General features: G+C 25.0%; 7 protein-coding genes. All 7 read right to left on the bottom strand.

Annotation, left to right across the window (positions count from 1 at the left end; genetic code table 11):
• Nucleotides 1-108: 108 nt before the first annotated feature.
• Nucleotides 109-723, bottom strand: a complete 615-nt coding sequence (locus AWT72_RS07385) for an AAA family ATPase (protein ID WP_067143101.1) — start codon at nucleotides 721-723, stop codon at nucleotides 109-111.
• Nucleotides 724-965: 242 nt separating this feature from the next.
• Nucleotides 966-2,498 (bottom strand): glutamine-hydrolyzing GMP synthase, encoded by a 1,533-nt coding sequence (gene guaA / locus AWT72_RS07390; protein WP_067143104.1) that lies wholly within the window; start codon nucleotides 2,496-2,498, stop codon nucleotides 966-968.
• Nucleotides 2,499-2,507: 9 nt separating this feature from the next.
• On the bottom strand, nucleotides 2,508-3,965 hold the full coding sequence (guaB, locus tag AWT72_RS07395; RefSeq protein WP_082680588.1) for an IMP dehydrogenase: 1,458 nt from the start codon (nucleotides 3,963-3,965) through the stop codon (nucleotides 2,508-2,510).
• 72 nt (nucleotides 3,966-4,037) lie between these two features.
• Nucleotides 4,038-5,159 carry a DNA polymerase III subunit beta gene (gene dnaN / locus AWT72_RS07400; RefSeq protein WP_067143110.1) on the bottom strand — a complete coding sequence of 374 codons (1,122 nt, stop codon included), beginning with the start codon at nucleotides 5,157-5,159 and terminating at the stop codon, nucleotides 4,038-4,040.
• 17 nt (nucleotides 5,160-5,176) lie between these two features.
• Nucleotides 5,177-6,001, bottom strand: coding sequence for a sigma-70 family RNA polymerase sigma factor (locus AWT72_RS07405; protein ID WP_067143112.1), 825 nt, complete (start codon nucleotides 5,999-6,001; stop codon nucleotides 5,177-5,179).
• A 9-nt stretch (nucleotides 6,002-6,010) separates the two neighbouring features.
• A complete protein-coding gene (locus AWT72_RS07410; protein WP_067143115.1) occupies nucleotides 6,011-7,003 on the bottom strand; it encodes an NAD(P)H-dependent glycerol-3-phosphate dehydrogenase in 993 nt (330 codons plus the stop codon).
• 7 nt (nucleotides 7,004-7,010) lie between these two features.
• On the bottom strand, nucleotides 7,011-7,601 hold the full coding sequence (gene plsY, locus AWT72_RS07415) for a glycerol-3-phosphate 1-O-acyltransferase PlsY (RefSeq protein WP_067143118.1): 591 nt from the start codon (nucleotides 7,599-7,601) through the stop codon (nucleotides 7,011-7,013).
• Nucleotides 7,602-8,020 lie beyond the last annotated feature (419 nt).

Here is an 8,020-nt window from a genome sequence, read left to right on the forward strand (position 1 = left end):
AATTTTATTCAAATTTATATTATAAATCAGCATTTGGAATGGATTTTTCATTAGGAATATATAGATTTTTTATGAAATATTTTTCTTCTTATGAAATTAAAGAAATATTTACTTTTTTTGATATTGATTTTGAGAATTATTTAGATTTTCATTATGATGGTAATGCTGTAAAAATTGAAAATGAAAGATATTTAGATTATATAAATTTGAATAAAATTTAACAAATTTATCACATATTAAATTTTGATTATATTCAATCATATACTCTTCATCAAAACCAGATACTATTACAAATTTGGGAATATACTTTCTTATATCGTCAAAAATAATTCGAGGATAATTAAATTTTTTACTATATTCATTCTCTGGATATATATTTCTTCCATTTTTTCTCTCCATTCCTAAAAGAATATACTTAATTTTATTGATCTCAATAAAAATAACCTTTTCAACCTTACTTATTATTACTTCACTATCATTAATAGAATATTTTAAAATAAAATCTGTAGGTATTCTATCTTGATATCTTTCAATATATCTAAAAATCATTACTATTAAGCTTAATATTGTTGTTTTTCCAGAACCATTTAAACCAATAAAAGCAGTTATTTTCATATCTTTAAATATATTAATTTCGAATTTATTCCTATTATATTCCCCAAAATATATATTTTGATTAAAAAATTTTTTATAATTTTTAATATATAATTCTTTTACAAACATTATTTTCTCCAAACTTAATATAATTAACAATATCTAATTTTTATTTTAATTATATTTACACATTAATACTTTGAATTTTATTTAATTTATCGATTTAGTTTCATTATGCTAAATTAACTTATTTTAACTCTTTGAAATTATGTTTTTATTGTTTAACTTTTTTCAAAAGAAAAACTATTTTCATAGATTTTTACTTCTTCTTTTTTTTTAATACATAGTGTATTTTAATTTATTTTTAATATCTATTCATACTCAATAGTACTAGCAGGCTTACTGCTAATATCGTACACTACTCTATTTATTCCTCTAACTTCATTTACTATTCTATTTGAAACTTTTTCTAAAAACTCATATGGTAGTTTAGACCAAGTGGCCGTCATAAAATCTATAGTATTTACAGACCTAATTGCAGCCATATATTCATAAGTTCTAACGTCTCCCATAACTCCAACTGTTTTTACTGGAAGTAATGTTACAAATGCTTGACTTACTTTATCATATAATCCATGTGCTCTTAACTCTTCTATAAATATATCATCAGCTTCTTGTAATAATTTAACTTTCTCTTCTGTTACTTCTTCTACTACTCTTATACCAAGTCCTGGACCAGGGAAAGGGTGTCTCATGACAATTTCATTAGATAAGCCTAACTTTATGCCTAATCTTCTAACTTCGTCCTTAAATAGCTCTTTTAGTGGCTCTACTATTTCAAACTTTAAATCATCTGGTAATCCACCAACATTATGATGAGATTTTATAGTATGTGATGGTCCTTTTACTGAAACTGACTCTATAACATCAGGGTAAATAGTTCCTTGTGCCAAAAACTTAATTGATTTAACTTCTTTTAATTTTTTGGCTTGTTCATTAAAGACTTCAATAAATTCTTTTCCTATAATTTTTCTCTTAGTTTCAGGATCTTTTATACCCTTTAATTTTTCTAAAAATCTTTTTTTAGCATCTACATAAACAATGTTAATATTGTTTAATTCTTCATATTGTTTTTTTACTTTTATTGCTTCATTTTTTCTAAGTAAACCAGTATCAACAAAAACACATACTAATTTATCACCTATTGCTTTATTTATTAAAGCAGCAGCAACCGATGAATCAACTCCACCCGATAATCCTAATAATACTTTTTCACCATTAGTTATATTTCTAATTTCATTTATTTTTTCTTCAATAAAATCTGACATTACCCAGTTTTTTTCTATTTTACATATTTTAAAAATAAAGTTTGAAATCATTTGTATACCATACTCAGTATGATTTACTTCTGGATGAAACTGTAATGCATATACACCTTTATCATTAGTAATTGCAGCATTTGATGAAGAAGTTCCAGCAATTTTTCTAAATCCATTTCCCATTTTTGTTATATGATCACCATGACTCATCCAAACCTTTGATTTTTTTTCTATATTTGAAAATAGTAAACTATCTTCTAAAATTTCTAGTTCTGCTGGTCCAAATTCTCTTTTATCGGATTTTTCAACTTTACCACCAGTTAAATGAGTTATTAATTGCATACCATAACATATACCTAATATAGGTATACCTAGTTCAAAAATTCTTTTATCAATAGTTGGTGCATCTTTTTCATAAACAGAAGCAGGTCCCCCTGAGAATATTATTCCTTTAACTTCATTACCAATATTATCAACATTTATATCTGCTATTATTTCACAATATACTTCTAATTCTCTTATTCTTCTAGCAATTAATTGGCTATATTGTGAACCATAATCTATTATTAAAATTTTATCTCTCATTTTTCTCCTTTATTTTTGAACACTATAATTTGGTGCTTCTTTTGTTATTAAAACATCATGTGGGTGTGATTCTTTTAAACCAGCATTAGTTATTCTAATAAATTCTGAATTTGTTTTTAAAGTTTCTATATCTTTTGCTCCACAATAACCCATACCAGATCTTAAACCTCCACATAGTTGAAATACTGTATCTTTTAATTTACCTTTTGTTGGTATCATAGATTCTATACCTTCTGGTACTAATTTATCAGTTGCTGATTCTAATTGGAAATATCTATCTTTTGAACCTCTTTTCATTGCAACTAATGAACCCATACCAACATAAGTTTTAAAACTTCTACCGTTATATATTATTTCTTCTCCTGGCGCTTCATTTGTACCAGCAAGTAATGAACCTAACATAACGCAATCTGCTCCTGCCCCTATTGCTTTAACTATATCTCCCGATAACTTTATACCACCATCTGCAATGACACCAATCCCTTTTTCATTACAATACTGGGCAACATCCATGATTGCTGTTAATTGTGGTACACCTACACCAGATACTACTCTTGTTGTACAAATAGAACCTGGTCCTACACCAACTTTAACAGCATTTACACCAGCATTTATTAAATCAATAGCTGCTTGTTTAGTAACAATATTTCCACCTATTAAATCTAAATCAGGAAAATTTTCTCTAATTTCTTTCACTTTATTAATAACACCAATAGAATGTCCATGCGCTGAATCAACAGTTATTATATCAACTCCTGCTTTAACTAGTGCTGCTACTCTTTTTACAGTATCAGTACCAATTCCAACTGCTGCACCAACTTTAAGTCTCCCTTTACTATCTTTACACGCATTAGGATAATTTAATACATTATCTATATCTTTAATAGTAATTAAACCTTTTAAAATTTTTCCTTCAACTATTGGCAATTTTTCAATTCTGTTTTCAAGTAATATTTGTTTTGCTTTCTCAAAAGTAATACCAACAGATGCAGTTATTAAATTTTCTTTTGTCATTATATCTACTACTCTTTGGTTTAAATCTTCTCTATATTTCAAATCTCTATTAGTTATAATACCAAGTAGTTCTCTTTTTTCATTTATTACAGGTAAACCTGATATTTTATAATTTTTCATAATTTTAACAGCATCGTATAAATAAGAATTTTCATTAAGAGTAATAGGGTTAGTTATCATACCACTTTCAGATCTTTTTACCTTACTAACTTCTTCTGCCTGACGCTCAATAGTCATATTTTTATGTATAAATCCTATACCACCCTCACGAGCAAGAGCTATTGCTAATTCAGATTCAGTAACTGTATCCATTGCAGCACTCAATATTGGAATATTCAAAACTAATTTTTTTGTTAAATTTGTTTTAAGACTAACTTCACTTGGTATAACATTTGAAGCTTGTGGCACTAAAAGAACATCATCAAAAGTAAGACCTTCCCTAATAACTTTCATAATTTTTCACTCCTATTTCTATTTATTTTTATTTATATTTTGAAAAAATACGACTACTAATAGTCGTATAATTTATACTTTTAATGGCATAGTTAAATATATGTCATTATTATTTTCATCATCTTCTTTTAATAAGATTGCAGATATTTCATTAGATAATTTTATTTCTAATATTTCGCTTTTCTTAATTGTATTTAAATATTCCAGTATAAATTTGACATTTAAATATATTTTTAAACTTTCATCAGAATCTTTTGAAATCGTAATTTTTTGTTCTGTTTTAGCCGTATCATTAAATCCTATTATTTCTAATTCATTTTTGCCAAATAAAAATTCAGCAACATCTTTTCTTTCTTTTTTATCTTTAACAAATAAATAAACTAAGTCTAATTTCTTTTGTAGTAAATTTTTACTAAGTTTTATAATTTTATCTGTTTTAACATTTTTCAAAATATTTGTATAATCTGGGAATTGTAATTCAATAACTTTTGTTATTATTTGTATATCATCTAGCTCAAATAATACCTTAGTTCCATCTGATTTTAGCAATACCTTATCTGCATCTGTTTCTTTAAATATTTTTAAAAGCCCTTGTGAAGTTTTTAAAGGTATATTTACACTTATATTTTCATTAGTTTTATTTTCTAAAATATCTATTTCTCTGTACATCATTCTAAATGAATCAGTTGAAACAACTTTAAGTATATTTTCTTCTATATCAAATTTTAAACAATTTATTGTTAATTTAGATATATCAGTAGATGCCGCAAATATCGTACTTTCAATAGAGTCTGATAATTCTTTTTTATCGAATAAATATTCAACACCATGTAACATAGATAATTCAACTGGTTTTTGATATTTAATTAAATTGTAACTTGCATTACTTCCTTTAGCGATAATATTTACACTAGTATCAAATTCTTTTATTTCAACTTCTTCTTCATCTATTTTTCTTAAAAATTCTTCTATAAGTTTGTATTTTATAATTATGTTTCCTTCACTAGTAATAGTTGCAGGACACTCACATTTAATAAATAGATTAAACCCTATACCTTTAAATAATAATTTATTTTCAATAGTTTCTATATAAATACCTGTGTTTTTACTGTCAGTTTTGTCATCTTCAATTGCATTTTCAACTATTTTTATAGCTCTTAAAAAATCTTTGGTTTTTACCCTAATACTTAACATTTTTCCTCCCATATTAATTAATATATTTTTTTGAATTCTTCAAATTCACCTTTTAGTTTTTCAACTGCTTTTTTTTCAATTTGTCTTACTCTTTCACGAGTTATATTTAATTTTTCCCCAATTTCTTTTAATGTATGGGTTTTACTATTGTTCATACCAAATCTAAGTTCTAGTATTTCTCTTTCTCTTTCATTTAAAATTCTATTAAATAACTCATTCATTTCATCAAGTTGTTCTTGTTTTATGATATTTTCTTCTATATCATCGCATTTACCTATAATATCTTCTAAAAATATATTATCTCCTATAACATCATTATATGAAATAACTTCTTGAAATTCATTAATTAATAAAGTTACTTTTGAAGGTTTCAAATTCATTTTTTTCGCTATATATTCTACATCAGGATTTTCTCCATATTCTCTTGAATATTTCAAAATTATTTTATTTACCTTAGCTAATTGCTCATGCTTATATGAAGGTATTCTAATGTCTCTTCCAGTATTTATTATAGATTTTTTTATAGATTGTCTTATCCACCAAACAGCATATGTACTAAATCTATGTCCCTTATCTATATCAAATTTTTCTATCGCTCTTAATAAACCTATATTACCTTCACTTATCAAATCAATTAAAGTTAAACCATTACCTAAAGATTTTTTTGCTACTGAAATTACTAATCTTAAATTTGATAATACTAATTTAGTTTTTGCTTCTTCATCATTATCATCTCTTATTCTTCTTAGCAAATTATATTCTTCATCAGGTGTCAATAAATCATGTTTTCTTAAATCAGATAAGTATAAAGATATAAGGTTAGTTTCGTTATTACTATTCATACATTACTCCTAAAATTCTGATATCAAATCTCTACTCATAAAAATTTTAGTTATGGTATCAATTGGTTGATTTTCATACAATATATTATACAGCTCAACAAATATAGGAGCTCTTAAATTATTATTTTCAATAATATCTTTTAAAGCTTTAATAGTTGTTGCTCCTTCTGAAATCATTTTCATCTCTTTTATTATGTCTTCTATTTTCATTCCTTTTCCAATACATTCACCTAAATATCTATTTCTACTGTATTGACTTGTACAAGTTACTACCAAATCTCCAAATCCGCTTAATCCTGTAAAAGTCTTTAAATCAGCACCAAAATATTTACCAATTAGTACCATTTCATTAAATCCTCTTGTCATAAGAGCAGCTTTTGTATTATCTCCATATTCTAAACCATCTACTATTCCAGCAGCTATGGCTACACAATTTTTCAATGCTCCTGCCAATTCAGAACCTATAAGGTCATTTCCTGTATAAACTCTAACATATTCTGTACTAAATGTACTTTGAACAATTTTAGCAGTATCTTCATTATTTGAAACCGCTAATATAGCAGAAGGCTTTTTATTTGCAATTTCTTCTGCATGAGTAGGTCCTGCCAATAAAACATAATTTTTTGTTACAGTTCCAATTTCTTCATCTACTATTTCTGATATTCTTTTTAAAGTATTTATTTCTAAGCCCTTAGCAACATTAACAATAATTTGATCCTTTTTTGTTAAAGTCATATTATGTAATAAATTTCTTATAAATTGAGTTGGTGTTGCTAATAATATAATATCTACATTATTTACATATTCATTATAATCATCAATTATTTCTATATTTTCATTTAATTTTTTACCTTTTAAAAAAGTTTTATTTTCTCTATCATTTTTCAATAAATCTCTATATTTTTCATTATGTTCATATAATTTTATATTATGTTTTTTTTCGGATAGCATTATACTTAATGCTGTTCCAAAACTTCCTCCGCCTACTATTAATATATTCATATTTCTCCTACCTTTTATTAACTTTATCAAAAAAGTTAGCTTCTTCTTTGTTTATTAAATTTATTATATTTGATTTATGTCTGTATACTATCAATAATGCTATAAATATTCCAAAATAAACATAATTTTGACTTTCATTAGTTAATATCATAAAAATTGATATTGAACATGCTGATATCATTGAAGCAACAGAAACATAACCTGTTACAAATAATATTACTATAAATACTATAAAAGCATATAACACATTAAGTGGTGATAATGCTAAAAAAACACCTAAACTAGTTGCTACTGCTTTCCCACCATTAAATTTTAAATAAACTGAGTATGAATGCCCTAATATTGCTGCTAATCCAATTAATATTGCTAAATTAGTATCATATTTACTTGCGATATATGTTGGTATAAGTCCTTTTGAAACATCCATAATAAGTGTTAAAATTCCTATTTTATAACCTAATACTCTTGCTGCATTAGTAGAACCTACATTACCACTTCCATATTCTCTTAAATCCATTTTTTTAAATATTTTACCAAAAATTAAAGAAAATGGTATTGACCCTATTAAATAAGTCAATAAAATATATATATAATTCATTTATTATTTCTCCTTGTATCAATAAATTTTTACTACCCATATTATAGCATATTTTACTATATTTTTTCTAGCATACATAACATTTTTATTTTAATTTTCTACTAATATCATTATTAAAATTAAGAATATTTTCATATTTTCATTGTAATATAAATTTTTAAAAGATTAAATATTAATTTCAATGAATAATACCTAAATTTGACACTTGTAATTAAATAAATTCATTTCAAAGCATTTGAAAATAATGCCTTTTTTTGTCAAGAAATTCGTTGACAAATGTGATACAATGTGGTATAATACACACATATAGAAAGGTGTTGGTTAATTATGCGTTACTATGTTCAAAAAGTTGGAAACAAACAATATTTAAGAGTTATTGAAAGTTATAGAATTTCTGGTGTTAAAGGTACTAAAACTAA

This window comes from Oceanivirga salmonicida (genome assembly GCF_001517915.1).
Classification (GTDB): domain Bacteria; phylum Fusobacteriota; class Fusobacteriia; order Fusobacteriales; family Leptotrichiaceae; genus Oceanivirga; species Oceanivirga salmonicida.